The sequence below is a fragment of the Allobosea sp. UC22_33 genome, from assembly GCF_042700715.1.
Classification (GTDB): Bacteria; Pseudomonadota; Alphaproteobacteria; order Rhizobiales; family Beijerinckiaceae; genus Allobosea.
The window spans coordinates 1920892-1939373 of the sequence record NZ_CP170556.1 but is presented as its reverse complement, the minus strand read 5'-3'; the positions used below and the strand labels follow the sequence as shown (position 1 = coordinate 1939373).

18 protein-coding genes are annotated in these 18482 nt (G+C 66.5%); 1 reads left to right on the top strand and 17 read right to left on the bottom strand.

The features are described 5' to 3' along the window. Positions 1-3 precede the first annotated feature (3 nt). From ACFJGT_RS09210 to ACFJGT_RS09195, 4 genes are all read right to left on the bottom strand, one after another. Positions 4-414: an NUDIX hydrolase gene (locus ACFJGT_RS09210; RefSeq protein ID WP_377848132.1), complete on the bottom strand. Its 411-nt coding sequence runs from the start codon at positions 412-414 to the stop codon at positions 4-6. Positions 415-430: 16 nt separating this feature from the next. Beyond that, the gene (locus ACFJGT_RS09205) at positions 431-1528 is read right to left on the bottom strand and encodes an NAD(P)/FAD-dependent oxidoreductase (RefSeq protein WP_377848129.1); all 1098 of its coding nucleotides are present in this window, start codon (positions 1526-1528) and stop codon (positions 431-433) included. Beyond that, the gene (gene der, locus ACFJGT_RS09200; protein WP_377848126.1) at positions 1528-2925 is read right to left on the bottom strand and encodes a ribosome biogenesis GTPase Der; all 1398 of its coding nucleotides are present in this window, start codon (positions 2923-2925) and stop codon (positions 1528-1530) included. Before der ends, ACFJGT_RS09205 begins: the two co-directional genes overlap by 1 nt. A gap of 82 nt (positions 2926-3007) precedes the next feature. Next, the gene (locus ACFJGT_RS09195; RefSeq protein WP_377848123.1) at positions 3008-3670 is read right to left on the bottom strand and encodes a tetratricopeptide repeat protein; all 663 of its coding nucleotides are present in this window, start codon (positions 3668-3670) and stop codon (positions 3008-3010) included. 181 nt (positions 3671-3851) lie between these two features. Here ACFJGT_RS09195 and ACFJGT_RS09190 point away from each other — a divergent pair, with 181 nt between their 5' ends. After that, positions 3852-4886: a purine-nucleoside phosphorylase gene (locus ACFJGT_RS09190; protein ID WP_377848120.1), complete on the top strand. Its 1035-nt coding sequence runs from the start codon at positions 3852-3854 to the stop codon at positions 4884-4886. Positions 4887-5064: 178 nt separating this feature from the next. On the opposite strand, the gene queA is transcribed toward ACFJGT_RS09190, so the two are convergent. The 13 genes from queA to nuoL form a co-directional block, all read right to left on the bottom strand. Then, on the bottom strand, positions 5065-6150 hold the full coding sequence (gene queA, locus ACFJGT_RS09185; RefSeq protein WP_377848117.1) for a tRNA preQ1(34) S-adenosylmethionine ribosyltransferase-isomerase QueA: 1086 nt from the start codon (positions 6148-6150) through the stop codon (positions 5065-5067). Positions 6151-6251: 101 nt separating this feature from the next. After that, positions 6252-6722 carry a peptidylprolyl isomerase gene (locus ACFJGT_RS09180; RefSeq protein ID WP_291658294.1) on the bottom strand — a complete coding sequence of 157 codons (471 nt, stop codon included), beginning with the start codon at positions 6720-6722 and terminating at the stop codon, positions 6252-6254. Continuing rightward, positions 6722-7366, bottom strand: coding sequence for a hypothetical protein (locus tag ACFJGT_RS09175; RefSeq protein ID WP_377848113.1), 645 nt, complete (start codon positions 7364-7366; stop codon positions 6722-6724). Before ACFJGT_RS09175 ends, ACFJGT_RS09180 begins: the two co-directional genes overlap by 1 nt. 42 nt (positions 7367-7408) lie before the next feature. Continuing rightward, entirely contained in the window at positions 7409-7960 is a 552-nt protein-coding gene (locus ACFJGT_RS09170; RefSeq protein ID WP_377848111.1) for a peptidylprolyl isomerase, read from the bottom strand. A gap of 564 nt (positions 7961-8524) precedes the next feature. After that, positions 8525-9157, bottom strand: coding sequence for a DUF1062 domain-containing protein (locus ACFJGT_RS09165; protein ID WP_377848109.1), 633 nt, complete (start codon positions 9155-9157; stop codon positions 8525-8527). A gap of 395 nt (positions 9158-9552) precedes the next feature. Next, positions 9553-9783 (bottom strand): DUF1467 family protein, encoded by a 231-nt coding sequence (locus tag ACFJGT_RS09160; RefSeq protein ID WP_377848106.1) that lies wholly within the window; start codon positions 9781-9783, stop codon positions 9553-9555. Further along, positions 9780-10193: a RidA family protein gene (locus ACFJGT_RS09155; protein ID WP_377848103.1), complete on the bottom strand. Its 414-nt coding sequence runs from the start codon at positions 10191-10193 to the stop codon at positions 9780-9782. The genes ACFJGT_RS09160 and ACFJGT_RS09155 overlap by 4 nt, the downstream gene beginning before the upstream one ends. Continuing rightward, positions 10193-10597 (bottom strand): methylmalonyl-CoA epimerase, encoded by a 405-nt coding sequence (mce, locus tag ACFJGT_RS09150; protein WP_377848100.1) that lies wholly within the window; start codon positions 10595-10597, stop codon positions 10193-10195. The genes ACFJGT_RS09155 and mce overlap by 1 nt, the downstream gene beginning before the upstream one ends. A 170-nt stretch (positions 10598-10767) precedes the next feature. Next, complete coding sequence (locus ACFJGT_RS09145; RefSeq protein ID WP_377848097.1) at positions 10768-12438, bottom strand: ribonuclease J; 1671 nt, start codon at positions 12436-12438, stop codon at positions 10768-10770. 259 nt (positions 12439-12697) lie between these two features. Continuing rightward, positions 12698-13453, bottom strand: coding sequence for a biotin--[acetyl-CoA-carboxylase] ligase (locus ACFJGT_RS09140; RefSeq protein ID WP_377848095.1), 756 nt, complete (start codon positions 13451-13453; stop codon positions 12698-12700). Between the two features lie 11 nt (positions 13454-13464). Then, positions 13465-14892 (bottom strand): NADH-quinone oxidoreductase subunit NuoN, encoded by a 1428-nt coding sequence (nuoN, locus tag ACFJGT_RS09135; RefSeq protein ID WP_377848093.1) that lies wholly within the window; start codon positions 14890-14892, stop codon positions 13465-13467. A gap of 9 nt (positions 14893-14901) precedes the next feature. Beyond that, positions 14902-16422 (bottom strand): NADH-quinone oxidoreductase subunit M, encoded by a 1521-nt coding sequence (locus ACFJGT_RS09130; protein ID WP_377848090.1) that lies wholly within the window; start codon positions 16420-16422, stop codon positions 14902-14904. Position 16423: 1 nt separating this feature from the next. After that, positions 16424-18466 carry an NADH-quinone oxidoreductase subunit L gene (nuoL, locus tag ACFJGT_RS09125; protein ID WP_377848088.1) on the bottom strand — a complete coding sequence of 681 codons (2043 nt, stop codon included), beginning with the start codon at positions 18464-18466 and terminating at the stop codon, positions 16424-16426. Positions 18467-18482 lie beyond the last annotated feature (16 nt).

Below are 18482 nucleotides of genomic sequence, written 5' to 3'. Positions count from 1 at the left end.
TGCTCAGCCGCGCGTCAGCGAGGCCTGCACCAGCGTGATCAGATCGGGGATGGTGAGGTTCGGCAGGGCCGCCATCTCATCCAGGTCGAACCAGCGGATCTCGTCGTGCTCGTCGACGAGATTGGCTGCGGCTCCGCCCTCCCAGGCGCTGACGACATAGATGTGGTGGAGCGCGGCGCCGTTGCGCTCGGGAAAGCGCTCGGCTTCCGAGAGTACCAGCTCATAGCGTGTCGGCGTGAGGCCCACCTCTTCGCGGCATTCCCGCAGCAGGGCCTGCTCCAGCGCCTCGCCGGGCTCGACCCGGCCGCCGATCGCGTCCCAATGGCCTGGCCAGGCCTGCTTCCAGACGGCACGCAGCCCGAGAAGCACCTTCCGATCGGCATCGACGAAGAGCGCGCTGACGGTCTCCAGCATGCGCGCGCCCGCAATCCTATTCGGCGCGCAGCCAGCGCAGCAGGCCGGCCTGATCGCCACTCTCGACCGCAGCGGCAACGCGCCTTCCAACCGCCGCACCGAACTTGTAGCCATGGCCAGAGCAGGCCGAGACCGCCGTCACGCGGCCGATCTGCCGCGACAGGAACTTGCGATCCGCCGTGAAGGTATAGGCGCAGGTCACGACGCGCTCGACGCGATATTCGGCGATCCGCGCGAAGGGCGGCGCGAAATAATCGCGAATCTGCTCACCCTCGCCCGCCCGCGGCTCGCGCTCCTCGTCGGGCTGGCGCGGACGCTTGTGCACGCCGGCGCCGACCTTGAGGCCGGTGCCGTCAACGGGCGGCAGGACATAGCCATCGACCGTGCCGCCGACATCGACGATGACCGGGGCGGCTTCCCAGGCAGCCTTCAGGTCCGCCGGCGGGTCGAGATAGGCGACGGCGGTGCGATAGGTCGTGAGCACGTCCGCAAGCTCCGGCAGGAGCTTCAGCACCCAGGCGCCGGAGCTGACCACGATCCGGTCGAAGTTTGCCGTCTCGCCATCCGCGAGGCCGACTCGCCCGCTTTCGGGATCGATCGAGGTGACCATCGCGCCTTCACGCAAGGTAACGCCGCGCTCGCGCAGCAGGCGCACCATGTCGGCGGCGATGCGGGCCGGAAAGAGCGCGCCGCCCTCGGGGCTGAGATAGGCGTAACGGATCGTGGCAGCGTCGATGAAGGGATAGCGCCGGGCCGTCTCAGTCGCGTCGTAGAGCTCATAGGGCGAAGCCATACGGTCGAGGCCTTCGCGGTATTCCTCGCCCTCGTCGCCCTCGGTCTGGGATATGCCGAGCACGCCGCAAGGCGCGTAATGCTGCTTGCCGAGATCGGCCCAGAGCTCGCTCCAGACCTCGAAAGCCTCGGTGATGGTGCGGGCATAGCCGTCGGCGCCGCCATAGGCGCGGCGGATGATGCGGTGCTGGTCGCCCGAAGCCGCATAGGGGTTGGGGATATGCGGCGCCTGCTCGTAGAGCGTCACCTCATGCCCGCGCTTGCTCAGCGACCAGGCGGTGGAAAGCCCGGCGATACCGGCGCCGACGACCGCGACCTTCATCAGCCCTTGCGCTCCTTGTCATAGGGATTTTCGCCGCCGCGCCGGTGCAGCCGGATCGGCGTGCCCGGCAATTCGAAGGCTTCCCGCAGATTGTTGACCAGGTAGCGGGTGTAGGACACCGGCAGATGGTCGAGCTGGTTGCCGAACAGCGCGAAGGTCGGCGGGCGGGCCTTGGCCTGCGTCATGTAGCGGATCTTGATGCGCCGGCCGGCGACGGCCGGGGGCGGATGGGCGGAGAGCACGCCTTCGAGCCAGCGGTTGATCCGCGCGGTCGAGATGCGGCGGTTCCAGACGCCATAAGCCGAGAACACGCCCTGCATCAGCTTGTCGATGCCTTCGCCGGCCAGCCCCGAGAGCGGGATGATCGGCACGCCGCGCACCTGCGCCAGAAGATGGTTGGCCTTCTCCTTGAGCTCGGCCAGCAGGCCCTGCTTGTCGGCGACGAGGTCCCATTTGTTGAGGCCGATCACGACGGAGCGGCCCTCGCGCTCGGTCAGGTCGACCAGCGTCAGGTCCTGCTTCTCGAACGGGATCGTCGCATCGAGCAGCACGACCACGACCTCGGCGAAGCGGATCGCGCGCAGCGAATCGGCGACCGAGAGCTTCTCCAGCTTCTCCTCGATGCGGGCGCGCTTGCGCATGCCCGCGGTGTCGAACAGCTTGACCTTGCGGCCGCGCCATTCCCAGTCGACCGAGATGGTGTCGCGGGTGATGCCGGCCTCGGGGCCGGTCAGCATCCGCTCCTCGCCGATCATGCGGTTGACCAGCGTCGACTTGCCGGCATTCGGGCGGCCGATGATGGTGACGCGCAGCGGACGATCGGGATCGAGATCCTCCTCGTCATCCGAATCGGCGGCTGGGACGTCGGCCCAGGCCGACTCGTCTTCCTCATCCTCGGATTCGTCGGGGATATAGGGCATCAGCGCTTCGAGCAGGTCGGACGTACCCTCGCCATGCTCGGCCGAAAACGGCACGGGGTCGCCGAGCCCGAGCCCATAGGACTCGATGATGCCCTCGGTGCCCTTCTTGCCCTCGGCCTTGTTGGCCAGCAGGATCACCGGCTTGCCGGAGCGGCGCACCAGATCGGCGAAGGGCTGGTCCATCGGCGTGATGCCGAGGCGAGCGTCGATCATGAAGAGCACGACATCGGCCTGCGCGATCGCGGTCTCGGTCTGCGCGCGCATGCGGCCGGCGAGCGACTCCTTGTCGGCCTCCTCCAGGCCGGCGGTGTCGATCACCTTGAAGCGGAGATGGCCGAGGGTGGCGTCGCCCTCGCGGCGGTCACGAGTCACGCCCGGCCGGTCATCGACCAGGGCGAGCTTCTTGCCGACCAGCCGGTTGAACAGCGTCGACTTGCCGACATTGGGGCGCCCGATCAGGGCGACGATGGCTGTCATCAGATTTCACACATTTTCGCCGTCGTCCCGGCCGCCGGAAGGCGGGGTCGGGGCGACGGCGCCTTTGGAGCAAGGCTCCGGTTCAGTTCTTCACCGTGACGGGACCGCCACGGACCAAAGCGAGATAGAGCTCGACACGCTGGCGCAGGGCCTGCGGCGCCTGCGGATCGGTGATCGCGGCATCGAACCAGCGCCCGGCATCCTCGAAGAGGTTGGCCTTGAGCGCGGCGATGCCGAGGAATTCGCGAGCCGTGTGGCGCCAGACGCCCTGAGCGGATGCCAGCGGCTCCAACGCCGTCTTGACCTCGGGATAACCCGCGAGATCGACGCGCAGGATGCCGGCGCGCAGCTTGGCGAGGTCGCGGGAGGTCTGGTCGAGCGAGGCATCGGCGGCGAGCGCATCGAAGGCGGCGGCACCGGCAGCCGCATCGCGCTTGGCCGTCTCGGCGGCGAGTCGGAAGCGGGCGATCAGGCGATAGCCGGCCGGCGCCGTGGCCGAAAGCTCCTTCAGGATGGTCTCGGCCTGAGTGGCGTCGCCGTCGCGCGAGGATTTCAGCGCCGCTTCGAGGCGTGCGCCGACGGCCTGCGAGGCCTGATTCTCGCGATGCAGCCAGAACTGCCAGCCGGCAACGGCGAGCACCGCCAGCACGGCGAGACTGGAAATCACCCAGCCATATTTCTTCCAGAGCTCCGCTGCCTTGTCGCGGCGGACTTCCTCATCGATCTCGCGAAAAATATCGGCCATTTGACTGTCAAAATCCCTGTTGGGAGCCCGGTAGCATTTTCAGCGGGGGAATGCGAGCCGGTTCAGCGCATCGAGCGTCGCACCCGATAGACGAGCGCGCTCCCGCCATGGCAAATTTGGCCCGGCCCTTGCTGCGCCCGCCCCGGACGGCCCTTTCAGCTTTCGGCCGTGGAGAGTTTGCATGAACCAGACCATCACCAGACGGGCAGGCCTCGCCGCCCTAACCCTCGGCGCCCTCGCCTATGGCGCGCTTGCGACGCCGGCCGTGGCGCAGACCAAGCCGATCAAGGTCAAGGTCTTCATCGCCGCGATGTTCGAGATCGGCCAGAATACCGGCGACCGGGCCGGCGAGTTCCAGCACTGGTACGAGCGCTACTGGAAGGCGAGCCAGCCGCATGGGGTCAAGGGCGCACTCAAGCCGGTCTACTGCAACGATGACGGCGTCTGCGGCGCCGTGCTCGGCATGGGCAAGGTCAATTCCTCGTCCTCGATGCAGGCGATCCTGCTCGACCCCGCCTACGACTTCTCGCAGGCCTATTTCGTGCTCAGCGGCGTCGCCGGCACGCCGCCCTCGCGCGGCACGATCGGCGACGTCTCCTGGGGCACCTGGCTGGTCGACTACGATCTCGGCCATCGCTGGGCGCCGGAAGAAGGCAAGCCCGGCGAGCCGGTGTTCATGCCGCGCAAAGGCTATGAGGCCTATCGCGTCTTCCAGCTCAACCCGGTGCTGGTGAACTGGGCGGTGAAGCTCGGTTCTGGCGTCAATCTCCAAGATTCCGATTCCGCCAAGCAGTACCGGATGCGCTATCCCGACAAGAAGGCGCAGGCCGCGCCTTCCGTGCAGGTCGGCACGCATATGACCGGCGATACCTTCTTCCACGGGCCAGGCCTGTCCAAGGAGGCGCAGTACATGGCCAAGCTCTACGGCGCCGACGATTATGTGATCACCGAGATGGAGGCTGCCGCGATCACGCTGGTGATCAAGCGCCAGTTCGGCACGGACCGGATCATGAGCCTGCGTGGCGCGGTCAATTTCGACCAGGGCAACCCGAACGAGACGACGCTGCAGCATCTCGACCCGGCGCCCGGCCAGACGGCGGGCGGCTTCGCCGAGACCGTCGCCAATATCGAGGCCGTGGGCTCCAAGGTGGTCGACCACATCGTCGCGGACTGGCCGGAATGGCAGAAGGGCGTGCCGCCGCTGCCGGCGAAGTAAGGGGCTGGGGAAAGCGGGAACCAGCTTGTCATTCCGGGGCTTCGCGCAGCGAAGAACCCGGAATCCACGACTGGGCGAGCCTTGCCCGATCCGACAAACCAAGCTCCGCACCCAGTCGTGGGTTCCGGGTTCGATCCTGACGGATCGCCCCGGAATGACAGGGTGGCTCGCTTTAGGGTCAGCCCGCCCTGAACAGCAGGCTGCCGTCGCCGTAGGAGTAGAAGCGGTAATTCGCTGCGATCGCATGGGCATAGGCCCGTTTCATCATGTCGAGTCCGCTGAAGGCGGAGACCAGCATGAACAGCGTCGAGCGCGGCAGATGGAAATTCGTCATCAGCATGTCGACCGCGCGGAAGCGGTAGCCCGGCGTGATGAAGATCGCGGTGTCGCCGGAGAAGGGCCGGATCGTTCCGTCGTCGGCGGCCGCGCTCTCGATCAGGCGGAGCGACGTCGTGCCGACGCAGACGATGCGCCCGCCCTTCGCCTTGACGGCGTTGAGGGCAGCGGCCGTCTCGGGCGAGACCGTCCCCCATTCGGCATGCATGCGATGGTCGTCGGTGTCGTCAGCCTTCACCGGCAGGAAGGTGCCGGCGCCGACATGGAGCGTGACGAAATGCCGGCGGATGCCGCGCGCCTCCAGCGCCGCCAGGAGTTCCGGCGTGAAATGCAGCCCCGCGGTCGGCGCGGCGACGGCGCCGTCATGCTGAGCAAAATTGGTCTGGTAGTCGGCCGTGTCGGCGCTGTCGGTCGGGCGCTTGCCCGCGATATAGGGCGGTAGCGGCAACTCGCCGAGCCGGGCGATCGCCTCGTCGAGATAGGCACCCGTCAGGCTGAACTGCAACTCGACCTCGCCGCCCTCGCCCTTGGCGAGGACCTCGGCATGCAGGCGGCCAAGCTCGCAGGCATTGCTGGAGGCTTCCGAATCGAACACCACGCGCTCGCCAAGCGCCAATTTCTTGGCCGGCCGGGCAAAGGCGAGCCAGCGATCCTCGCTCTCGCGCTTGTGCAGCATGATCTCGACGCGAGCCGAATCCGCGCCGCGGTAGCGTCGCCCGCGCAGGCGGGACGGGATGACGCGGGTGTCGTTGAGGACGAGCGCATCGCCGGGCTGGAGAAGCGAGACAAGATCGCGGATGCCGCAATCCTCCAGGGGCTCGGTCGCATCGGGGCGCACCACGAGCAATCGCGCCGCATCGCGCGGGCTTGCGGGCCTGAGCGCGATACGATCCTCGGGCAGGTCGAAATCGAAGAGATCGACGTTCACGACCGCGACGTCCTTCTGGTCAAACGAAACGAGCCCTCACCCCGTTGGCTGCGAGCGCCGCTCGCGTCCCGGGATGAGGGCTCGCCTCAAACTATCGAAGATCAGGCCGCGTCGGCCATCACCTTCATCGAGACGATCGAGTCGGGATCGCGCACCGGCTCGCCGCGCTTGATCTTGTCGACATTGTCCATGCCTTCGACGACTTCGCCCCAGACGGTGTACTGCTTGTCGAGGAAGCGGGCATCGTCGAACACGATGAAGAACTGGCTGTTGGCCGAGTTCGGGTTCTGGGCGCGGGCCATCGAGCAGATGCCGCGGACATGCGGCTCGGCGTTGAACTCCTGCTTCAGGTCCGGATAGCTCGAGCCGCCGGTGCCGGTGCCGTGCGGGCAGCCGACCTGGGCCATGAAGCCGTCGATGACGCGGTGGAAGACGATGCCGTCATAGAAGCCCTCGCGGGCGAGCAGCTTGATGCGCTCTACATGGCCGGGCGCAAGATCGGGACGCAGCTTGATGACCACCTTGCCCTTGGTGGTTTCCATGACGAGGGTGTTCTCGGGATCGAGGGACATCAGCTTTGCCTTTCATTGAGCCGCGCACGGCCGTGGAAGCGTATGGTGAAGGGTCGCCCCGCGATACTCGCTCCGAGGCCCGCCGACAACCTCATCGGCGTGCAGGAGCGGATCGCGGCGACGGCGGAATCGCTGAAGCGCCGCTGAAACTCGGCATCGCCGCGCTTGGTCTCCCAGGTGACGCGCGGCTGGCCGAACAGGCTGCCGTCGCGCCGGAGGCTGAAGCGGAGCGAGACCATCGCGCCCGTCAGGTCGCCCGGCAAGGGCGGCGGGCTCCAGCAACGCTGGAGGGCCGGAGCGATCTGGTCGAGCCGGTCGACGGTTTCCGTGCCGTCCTTTGGTTCGTCAGGCGTGACCGATCCGATCAGGCCGATCTCGCCGCCGCCCTGCAGGACGCGCGGCGTACCGAGCCGGCGCTGATCAAGGCCGGGAACGTCATTGCCGCTGAAGGGGCCGCCGATACCGGGATTGTAGCGCTGGCCGCTCTGCGGCGGCAGGATCGGGTTCTGCGAGCCCGAAGGCGGAGGCAGAACCGGATTCTGCGAGCCGGAGGGCGGCGGCAGGCCGAGATCGCGCGTCTCCTGCGCGAGCGCTCCGCTCAAGTCGAGCGCCAGGGCGATCCCGATCAAGGCCGTCCGAACCATCGCCGTACCCTCCCCGGCTCGCCCTGCCTGCCTTGAGCCGGCTTACTTGGCGTCGGCCTGCATGCGCATGCGGACGATCTTGTCGGGGCCGCTCACCTGGCCATTATTGGCGCTGGAGCCCTTCTTGATCTTGCGCACGGCGTCCATGCCGGAGACGACCTCGCCGAAGAGCGTGTACTGGCCGGTCAGCGAGCCGCAGCCCTCGTAGCAGATGAAGAACTGCGAGTTCGCCGAATCCGGCGACTGCGAGCGAGCCATGCCGAGCGAGCCGACCTTGTAGGGCGTGGGCGTGAATTCGGCGGGCAGGTTCGGCAGGTCGGACTTGCCGGTGCCGGTGCCGGTCGGATCGCCGGTCTGGGCCATGAAGCCGTCGATGACGCGGTGGAAGACGATGCCGTCATAGAAGCCGCGCTTCACCAGCGTCTTGATCTGCTGGACATGCTTCGGCGCAAGGTCCGGCCGCAGGCGGATCGTCACAGGGCCGTCCTTGGTCTCGAGGATGACGGTGTTCTCGGGATCGGGCTTAGGCGCCTGTGCCTGGGCGAAACCGAGCGAGGCGACGACGGCAAGGGCGGCGAGCGAGCTGCGCAGCATGAAGATCTCCATGGCCACCGGCGAGCCCGGCGGATGCCGGTCGATAGCCCTATCCTTTGGCCGGAACAAGGCATCTCGGCGATCTGCCGCCTGCCCTTGCTGCACTGCACAAGTGCAAGAAAGACTAATCTTGCAAAAATTCCAGGCTGGAGCTGCCTAAACTGATGACAGCGCCGTCATAATCGGCTAATCCTTCCGTCGCTGGGAGCGCTTTGCGGGTCGAAGCGCTGCGGACCAGGTCTTGGGAGGAACAAACGCCCGCCTTGCAAAACGAGTCGCACGCTTTCCGAAGACGTGTGCCGGTGCAGCGGTAAAAGCGGACTATCAAAGGCAAGGCATCGGCCTTGCCTTTTTCTTGGGCGGTACACTGAGCGGGCGCCTGACTTGGCGCCCTTGTCGTTCCGGGGCTTCGCGGAACGAAGAACCCGGAACCCACGACCGGGCGAGCCCCCACCCCGTCGCCGCGTGGCACCCGTTCGGGGATTCCGGGTTCGCGCCTGTGGCGCGCCCCGGAATGACAATGACGGTGCGAAGCCGCGGCCATCGAGACAATGGCCGCCCTCTTCACGCAATGTCGGCAGCCCGTGGCCGCCAGAGCTGCTCCCTTCCGATCTCCGCCGACAGGTAGAGCACGACAATGGTGCCGTCCCTGATGCGCCGTCGCAGACTGTCCGTGTGACCCGAAGCGATGCGAAGCGCACCTTGGTCATGGGCCATCTGCAGCCGCGTTCGTGACAGCCCGAGTTCGGATGCCAGCAGGCGATCCAGCCGCAGGCTCGCCGGAAACGGAACCGTCAGTTCGATCTCCAGATGCGTCCAGTCGCGGGCTTCGCACAGGACATCCTTGGCGATGCCGCATTCAGGGAACTCCTCGATGCGCTGCGCCTTGCGCCGCAAGGCATCGAGATCGAACGCTTCGGCCTGAAGCCAGAGCGGGTCGTTGGACTGAAGCGCCGCGAGAATGCGTGGCTCGATGTCACGGATGTTGCGCCGTTCGAAGATCGGGCGGTTCCAGGTCTTGTCGCAGTCGACGCATCGGTAGATCAGCCAGGCGTCGAGCTGGCGACCATTGGCATTGAGCCTGGCCTTGCCGCTGGCGCGGAAGGCTCTCGGCCCGCCGCAGCCGTTGCAGGATAGCCAGGGTTGGGGAGGGATTTGCGGCGTGATGGTCCAGCGGACCCGCAATTTCGCGCACATAGCAGTCTTGGTCTTCCATTCGGAAGTTCACCAAGATGGCGCGGGAGAAACCCTTGTCGGGCGCGGTGTGGCGGTGCTTCAGGTGGTCGAAGAGCAGAGGCAGCGGGAGCTGTCCTGGCACGGTGGCAATGCCAAACCGGTCTCTCGCCACCACCCGACGAACGTATTCATACGCCGATGGCAGGCCGCCAACGGCTGTTCGGGTGAACTGGATTGAGACCGGACTTACTTAGGCAAAGCCTACCTCGACGTGCCAACGCTCTTCGACACCAGCGATAGCAGGCGATCCGTTTCAGCGGGAGCCGTACGCGGCCCGAAACGAAGAGAACCGCGCGATGTGAGATAATTCTGCAACGTCGCGCCGAACCGCCCAACGCGCTCCGCGCAAAGCCGTTTCAGATGTCGTAGGTCACCCAGACATACCAGACGCCGGCGAAGATCACCGCCGCGATCAGCGAGGTGATGACGGCCTTCTTCAGGAGGCCCGGCAGCACCGGCGCTCCTGGCTCCGTGCCGGCCACGACCTCACCCGCCTCCTCCTGGCTGCGGATGCCGAAGGGGAGCACCGCGAAGAGGGTGATCCACCAGATCACGAAATAAAGGGCGAGGCCGCCGACGATGTTCATGCCGCCGATCCCGCGAGCGCGATGCAGGAGAAGGCAACCTTCGCCTCAGTCGGCACGCCGAAGCGCGCGGTGTGCCGCGCCGGCAGGCCACCGGGGAAATGCTTCACATATTCGGCGTTGCAGGCGGCATAGTCGGCCGGGTCGGTGATCAGCATCGTCATCTGGACGACGCGGTCGAGGGCGCTTCCGGCTTCCGCCAGAATCTCGGCGACACGGCCGAGCGCATTGCGCACCTCCTCGGCGGGCGTCTCACCGCGATGGATACCGCGCGCCGGGTCATGCGGCGCCGAATGGCCGGAGACGAAGATGAGCCCACCGGCGACCGTCGCAGCGCTGAACGGGCGCGGCGAGCCAGCTTCCGGCTGGCCGAGGAAGGCGATCTCGGTCGAAGCGAAGTCAGTCATGGTCATCAGGCCTGTTCGAGTTCGACCAGCGTGCCCAGGAAATCCTTGGGGTGCAGGAAGAGCACCGGCTTGCCATGGGCGCCGATGCGCGGCTCGCCGGAACCGAGGACGCGGGCGCCTTGTGCCTTCAGCCGGTCACGCGCCGCGAGGATATCGTCGACCTCGTAGCAGATGTGGTGGATGCCGCCATCGGCGTTGCGTTCGAGAAACTTGGCGATCGGCGAATCGGCGCCGAGCGGCTCGAGCAATTCGATCTTGGTGTTGGGCAATTCGACGAAGACGACGGTGACGCCGTGCTCCGGCTCGGCCTGCGGCTGCGAGACGCGGGCGCCCAGCGTGTCGCGATAGAGCGCCGTCGAGGCATCGAGGTCCTTCACCGCAATGGCGACGTGGTTCAGGCGTCCGATCATGTCTCTCTTCCCGATCACATCCGTTCAACTCGGAAACACGGCGTCATCCCGGACAAGCCGCGGGAGCGGCGCCGATCCGGGATCCATGCCTGAACCGTTCCGGCATCGATCCCGGGTCTTCGCTACGCTTGAGCCCGGGATGACGGCGCACAGTTCATACAGGCCGTACTCTACACCTCGACCACGAGCGCATGCACCAGCGGCTTCTTGCCCCACTCCTCGTTGACCGCGCTGCGCACGCCACGCTCCAGCGCATTGCGCAGGGCCTCGGGGTCGCGGCGGCGGGCCTTGGGGATATTGTCGAGGAGATCGCCGACGGTATCGGCGACATATTCGTCGAAATCGATGCCGCCGAGCGTGCGCGGCGGCAGGCCGAGCACGGCGATCTCCGGCTCGCCGGCGATACCGCCCTTGTCGTCGATGGCAACCGCGATCGAGACGATGCCGGCGAAGGACAGGCGGCGGCGCTCCTGAATGGTCTTCTCAAGAGCGTTCACCAGCAGCGAGCCGTCCTGATAGAGCCGGCCATGCCGGACCTCGTCGACCTTGCGGGCGCCCTCGGCCGAGATCGCGACGACATCGCCATTGCCGGCGCGCAGGACGTGCTTGACGCCGAGGCTGCGGGCGAAGGTTTCATGCTCGGCCAGATGCAGGTCCTCGCCATGGGCGGGGATCGCGATCTGCGGCTTCAGCCAGCCATAAAGCCGCGCCATCTCCTCGCGGCGCGGATGGCCGGAGACATGGACCAGATGGGTCCGGTCCGTGATGATCTCGATCTTGTCGCGGGCGAGCGCGTTCAGGATGTTGCCGACCGCCTTCTCGTTGCCGGGGATGGTGCGCGACGAGAAGATCACGCGGTCGCCGGGCGAGAGCGCGATCTCGGGATGATCGTCCGAAGCGATGCGCGAAAGCGCAGCGCGCGGCTCGCCCTGGCTGCCGGTGACCAGCGCCACGACCTTGTCACGCGGCAGGTAGCCATAGGCATCGACGGGGCGGAAACCGGGGATGCCGTCGAGATAGCCGCATTCGCGGGCGACATCGATGACGCGGTCCATGGCGCGGCCGACGACCACGACCTCGCGGTCGCTGGCCATCGCGGCTTCCGCAACGGCCCGCAGGCGCGCGACATTGGAGGCGAAGGTGGTGACGGCGACGCGCCCCGGCGCCGAGGCGACGAGTTCCTTCATCTTGGCGGCGACATCGGCCTCGCTCGGGCTCGTGCCGTCGCGCATGACGTTGGTCGAGTCGCAGACCAGTGCCAGCACGCCCTCCTCGCCGAGCTCGCGCAGGCGCTTCTCGTCGGTCGGCAGGCCGACGCGCGGGGTCGGGTCGATCTTCCAGTCGCCGGTATGGACGACGAGGCCGGCAGGCGTACGGATCGCGAGCGCGTTCGATTCCGGGATCGAGTGGGCCACCGGCACGAATTCGATGTCGAAGGGGCCGAGCGTGATCGCCCCGCCCTGCGGCACGACGTTGATCTCGACATTCGGCGCGCCCGGCTCGGAGAGGCGGCGGGTCGCGAGCAGGCCGGCGGCGAAGCGCGTGCAGTAGACCGGCGCGCGCAAGCTCGGCCAGAGCGCCGCGAGAGCGCCGATATGGTCCTCATGGGCGTGGGTGATGACGATGCCGAGGAGGTTCGCCCGTTCCTCGATGATGTAGCGCAGGTCGGGCAGGACGATATCGACGCCCGGCGCCTCCGGCCCGGCGAAGGACAGGCCGCAATCGACGAGAATCCACTTTCGCCTACCCTCGGGCCCGAAGCCGTAGAGAGCGGCGTTCATGCCGATCTCGCCGAGGCCGCCGAGGGGAACGAAGACGAGTTGGTCGGAGGAGCGGGTCACTGGAATTCCTGCAGGCACGGGCAGCCGCCCGCAGCATGCATCATCGCATGCCGGTAGCGGCTTCCTGGAAATCGTTTCGGAAAACGCGGGTCATCCCGGACGGAGCGAAGCGAAGATCCGGGATCCATGCCGGAACCTTTCCGGTCGGCGTTCCGGCATGGATCCCGGGTCGTCCTTCGGCCGCCCGGGATGACCGCGTTAAACCGGGGAATGTCCTTTAGCATGGTCGTAGCGCAGCATACCAGCGTGGCACCACTGGTCAGGGCGCTCCGAAAAACAGGTCGCCGGCGTCGATCAGGCGTCGGCCGTTTGCGGTTTCGAGTTCGAGGCGCCCGGTCGGGTCGAGACCGATGAAGATGCCGGTGAGTGGCCCTTCGGGCAGGCGGATGGTGATGGTCTCGCCGAGGAAGGCGGCGCGCTCCAGCCAGGCGGCGCGGGTCGGGCCAAAACCGCCGGGTTGCGACCAGATGGCAAAGCGCTGGGCAAAGGCGTCGCTCAAGCCCGTCAGCATCGTCTCGACATTGGCCTGCGGCGCCACGGCCTTGAGAAAGGTCGCGGGGTAAGGCGTGTCCGTCGGGCAAGAGGAGATGTTGACGCCGCAGCCGACGATGACGTTGAAGCGCCCTGCCCGGCTCTCGCCCTCGAGCAGCAGGCCGGAGGTCTTGGCACGGTCGAGCAAGAGGTCGTTCGGCCATTTCAGCCGGAGGTCGGAGGCGGCCGGGCCGAGCAGCTTCGCAGCGGCATCGTGCAGGGCGAGGCCCACGACGAAGCCAAGCTGCGGCGCTAGTGCCGGCTCGCACGGATCGGTCAGCAACAGGCTGGCGTAGAGATTGCCGGCGGGCGAGCCCCATTGCCGGCCATGGCGACCACGGCCGGCATTCTGGCTGCGGGCGACGATCCAGAGCTTGCCCGGCTCGCCCTGGTCGAGCGCGCGACGGGCCTCCTCCATGGTGGAGCCGACCTCGTCGCGGACGATCAGACGATAGCCCGCGGCGCGAGCGGCCTCACCGAGCACGCGCCGTCAACTCAGAACAGCGACTTCGCCGCGGCGGCCGCAGAGTCGAAAAGCGGTGCGGGAACCAGCGAGAGCACCAGCACGAACAGCGCCGAGATCAGCAGCACCGTGCGCACGCCGAGATCCGCCTTCTCGAAGGCCGGCTTCGGCTCGTCGAAATACATCACCTTGACGAGGCGCAGATAGTAATAGGCGCCGACCACGCTCGTCAGCACGCCGATGACGGCGAGCACATAGAGCTTGGCGTTGATCGCGGCGAGGAAGACGTACCATTTCGCCCAGAAGCCGGCGAGCGGCGGGATGCCGGCGAGCGAGAACATCATCATCGCCATCGCGAAGGCCATCCAGCCATTGGTGCGGGACAGGCCGGCGAGCTCCGAGATATCCTCGACCAGCTTGCCGTCGCGGCGCATCATCAGCACGCAGGCGAAGGCGGCGAGCGTCGTGGCGAGATAGATCGCCATATAGGTCATCACGCCCTGCACGCCCTCGGCCGTGCCGGCGGCGAGGCCGACCAGCGCATAACCCATGTTCGCGATCGAGGAATAGGCGAGCAGGCGCTTGATGTTGGTCTGGCCGATCGCGGCGAAGGCGCCGAGCGCCATCGAGGCGATCGAGATGAAGACGATGATCTGGCGCCAGTCATGGATCGCGCCCGGGAACGCGCCGATGAAGACACGGATCACCATCGCCATGGCGGCCATCTTCGGCGCCGAGGCGAAGAAGGCGGCGACCGGGGTCGGCGCGCCTTCATAGACGTCCGGCGTCCACATGTGGAACGGCACGGCCGAGATCTTGAAGGCGACGCCGGCCGCGATGAAGACGATGCCGAAGATCAGGCCAAGGCCGGCATGGCCGCCGGCCGTCGCAGCCGCGATGCCCGGGAAGGTGACGGTGCCGGTGAAGCCATAGACCAGCGAGCCGCCATAGAGCAGCATGCCGGAGGAGAGCGCGCCGAGCACGAAGTACTTCAGGCCGGCCTCGGTGGACTTGGCGTTGTCGCGGTCGAAGGCGGCGACGACATAGAGCGCCAGCGACTGCAGCTCCAGGCCGACATAGAGGCTGATGAGATCGTTGGCCGAGATCATCATCATCATGCCGATGGTCGAGAGCACGACGAGGATCGGGAACTCGAAGCGCATCGTGCCCTGGCGGCGCAGCGTATCGGCCGAGAGCAGGATCGCGGCACCCGCGCCAAGCAGCGTCAAGACCTTCATGAAGCGGGCGAAGCCGTCGACGATGAAGCCATTATTGAAGGTCAGCAGCTTGCCGGTGCCGGAGACGACCATGACCAGCGCGACCGCGAGCAGTGCCAGCGCCAGCCCTTCGAGCAGGCGCGTCGAGCGCTCGCCCTGGATCGCGCCGACCAGCACCATCGCGATGGCGCCGAGGGCGAGGATGATTTCCGGCAGGGCCGGGCCGAGAGCGGGCAGAGCCATGACGAGACCTTACTGCGCGGCCGCCAGCGCCGTCTTGGCGACGGCGAGAGCTGCCTGATAGTTCTTGATGAGCGCTTCGGTCGGCGCCGCGAAGGCGTCGAGGATCTGGTGCGGCTGGATGCCGTACCAGATCGTCAGCAGGACGAGCGGGACCAGCGTCACGTATTCGCGCATGTTCAGGTCCTTGATGTCCTTCAGCTCCGGCTTGACGAGTTCGCCGAACACGACGCGGCGATAGAGCCAGAGCGCATAAGCGGCCGAGAGGATGACGCCGGAGGTCGCGAAGAACGCCACCCAGGGATTGGCGCGGAAGGCGCCGAGCAGCGTCAGGAACTCGCCGACGAAGCCGGCCGTGCCGGGCAGGCCGACATTGGCCATGGTGAAGACCATGAAGACGACGGCATAGGCCGGCATCCGGTTCACCAGGCCGCCATAGGCCGCGATCTCGCGGGTATGCATGCGATCGTAGATCACGCCGACGCAGAGGAAGAGCGCGCCGGAGACCAGCCCGTGGCTGACCATCTGGAACATCGCGCCCTGGATGCCCTGCGGCGTCAGGGTGAAGAGGCCCATCGTCACGAAGCCCATATGGGCGACCGAGGAATAGGCGATCAGCTTCTTCATGTCCTCCTGCATCAGCGCCACCAGCGAGGTGTAGACGATGGCGACGACGGAGAGGGCGAAGACCAGCGGCGCAAACAGCGCCGAGGCTTCCGGGAACATCGGGATCGAGAAACGGATGAAGCCGTAGCCGCCCATCTTCAGCAGGATCGCCGCCAGCACGACGGAGCCGGCGGTCGGCGCCTCGACGTGAGCGTCGGGCAGCCAGGTATGGACCGGCCACATCGGCATCTTCACCGCGAAGGAGGCGAAGAAGGCGAGCCACAGCCAGGTCTGCATCTGCGACGGGAACCTGTGCGCGAGCAGCGTCGGGATGTCGGTGGTGCCGGCGTTCCAGTACATCGCCATCACGGCCAGCAGCATCAGGACCGAGCCGAGCAGCGTGTAGAGGAAGAACTTGTAGGAGGCGTAGACGCGCCGCTTGCCGCCCCAGATGCCGATGATCAGGAACATCGGGATCAGGCCTGCCTCGAAGAACAGGTAGAACAGCACGAGGTCGAGCGCTGCGAAGACGCCGATCATCAGCGCTTCCAGCACCAGGAACGCGATCATGTACTCGCGCACGCGCTTCTCGACCGAGGTCCAGGACGCGACGATGCAGAACGGCATCAGGAACGCCGTCAGAACGATGAAGGGGAAGGAGAAGCCGTCGACGCCGAGCTTGAACTTGATGGCCTCCGAGACCCAGGCATGGGTCTCGACCATCTGGAAGCCGGGATTGGCCGTGTCGAACCGGCCCCAGGCGACACAGGCGAGGGCGAAGGTCAGGACCGTCGTGAACAGCGCGATCCAGCGCGCATTGGAATCGACGGCCGACTGATCGCCGCGCTGGACGAGGATCAGGATGGCGCCGACCAGCGGCAGGACGAGAAGACCGGTGAGGATACCGAAGCCGAAGAAGGACATCATCTCACCCGCGCGCCACGAGATACCAGGTCACGAGCCCAGCGACACCGATGAGCATGGCGAAGGCATAGTGATAGAGATAGCCGGTCTGCAGCCGGACCACCCGATTGGTGACGTCGACCACGCGGGCCGAGACGCCGTCAGGACCGAAGCCGTCGATGACGAAGCCGTCGCCCTTCTTCCAGAGGAAGCGGCCGAGCCATTTCGCCGGGCGCACGAACAGGAAGTCGTAGAGCTCGTCGAAATACCACTTGTTGAGCAGGAACTGGTACAGAACCGGGTTGGCGGCGGCGAGCTTGCCGGGCACGTCCGGGCGGCGGACATACATGTAGTAGGCCAGCACGAAGCCGATCACCATCGCGATGAAGGGCGACCAGGCCACCAGCTTCGGCACCTCATGCATCGCGTGCAGGATGTGGTTGTCCTTGCCCATGAACAGGGCCGACTTCCAGAAATGCTCGAAGTCGTGGCCGATGAAGGCTTCCTTGAACACGACGCCGGCCAGGACCGCACCAAGCGACAGCACGGCGAGCGGGATCAGCATCACCCAGGGGCTCTCATGCGGCGTGTGACCGTGGCCATGGCCGTGATCGTCATGACCATGCGCGTGATCGTCGTGACCATGGGCGGCATGGGTGTGGTCATCATGGCCGTGGCCGTGCGCGTCATGGCCTTGGCCCCAGCGCGGCTTGCCCTCGAAGGTCATGAAATACAGACGCCAGGAGTAAAACGAGGTCATGCAGGCGGCGATGACCAGCAGCGGGAAGGCATAGCTCATCGCGGCGCCGGTGTGGGCGGCATACGCGCTCTCGATGATCGCATCCTTCGAGAAGAAACCGGCGAAGCCGAAGATCGTGCCGGGGATGCCGACGCCGGTCAGGGCCAGCGTTCCGATCGTCATCGCGGCGGCGGTCAGCGGGATGTGCTTCCGGAGGCCGCCCATGTGGCGCATGTCCTGCTCGTGATGCATCGCGTGGATGACGGAGCCGGCGCCGAGGAACAGCAGCGCCTTGAAGAAGGCGTGGGTGAAGAGATGGAAGATGCCGGCGCCATAGTTGCCGACGCCGAGCGCGACGAACATGTAGCCGAGCTGCGAGCAGGTCGAATAGGCGATGACCCGCTTGATGTCGTTCTGCACGAGGCCGACCGTCGCCGCGAAGAAGGCGGTGGTGGCACCGATGACGACGACGACGGTGAGTGCGACCGGCGCGTATTCGAAGAGCGGCGACAGGCGGGCCACCATGAACACGCCGGCGGTGACCATGGTCGCGGCATGGATGAGGGCCGAAACCGGGGTCGGGCCTTCCATCGCGTCCGGCAGCCAGGTGTGCAGCAGGAACTGCGCCGACTTGCCCATCGCGCCCATGAAGAGCAGCAGGCAGGTCAGGGTCAGCGCGTTCCAGTCATAGCCGAGGAAGCGGAAGCTCTGGCTCACCATCTCGCCGGCGCGCGGGAAGATCGCGTCGAAGGTGACGGCCCCGAACAGCACGAAGATCAGGAAGATGCCGAGCAGGAAGCCGAAATCGCCGACGCGGTTGACGATGAAGGCCTTCATCGCAGCCGCATTGGCCGAAGGCTTCTGATACCAGAAGCCGATCAGCAGGTAGGAGGCGAGACCGACGCCTTCCCAGCCGAAGAACATCTGCAGGAGATTATCGGCCGTCACCAGCATCAGCATGGCGAAGGTGAAGAGCGAGAGATAGGCGAAGAAACGCGAGCGATGCTCGTCCTCGTGCATGTAGCCGATCGAATAGAGGTGCACGAGGCTGGAGACCGTGTTGACCACGACCAGCATCACCGCCGTCAGCGTATCGATGCGGAAGGCCCAGTCGACCTGGAGCTGGCCCGACGAGATCCAGCTGGCGACCTGCACGCGGGTCGTGCCGGAGCCGAAGCCGACCTGGGTGAGCGCGACCCAGGACAGGGCGGCGGAGACCATCAGCAGCGAGGTCGTGACGATCTCGGAGCCGCGCGCGCCGATCAGCCGGCCGAACAGGCCGGCGATCAGGAAGCCGATGAGAGGGAGGAAGACGATCGCGTGATACATGGCAGTGAGGTCCAGG